1 protein-coding gene is annotated in these 418 nt (G+C 41.1%); it reads right to left on the reverse strand.

What is annotated here, in order from left to right; genetic code table 11:
• Positions 1–418, reverse strand: a 418-nt coding sequence (locus Q0770_RS14670; protein WP_299118189.1) for a hypothetical protein, incomplete at both ends; no start/stop codon positions are given.

Here is a 418-nt window from a genome sequence, read left to right on the forward strand (position 1 = left end):
GTTTGGTTGACATCAATAGAATTACCATTACCATCATCGAATGTCCAAGTAATCACTGTACTACCACCTTCTACGAAGTTTAATGTATCAGTCGTAGTACCTGTAATAGTACCTGCACAGTTATCTGTAGTAGTTGGCGCTGATAGAGAGCCGTTACAATCCACAGTTACCGCAGAAAGTGTAGGCGTATTAGGTGCCGTAGTATCATCATAGTTATATGTTTGGTTGACATCAATAGAATTACCATTACCATCATCGAATGTCCAAGTAATCACTGTACTACCACCTTCTACGAAGTTTAATGTATCAGTCGTAGTACCTGTAATAGTACCTGCACAGTTATCTGTAGTAGTTGGCGCTGATAGAGAGCCGTTACAATCCACAGTTACCGCAGAAAGTGTAGGCGTATTAGGTGCCG

Source organism: uncultured Winogradskyella sp., from assembly GCF_947501905.1.
GTDB lineage: Bacteria > Bacteroidota > Bacteroidia > Flavobacteriales > Flavobacteriaceae > Winogradskyella.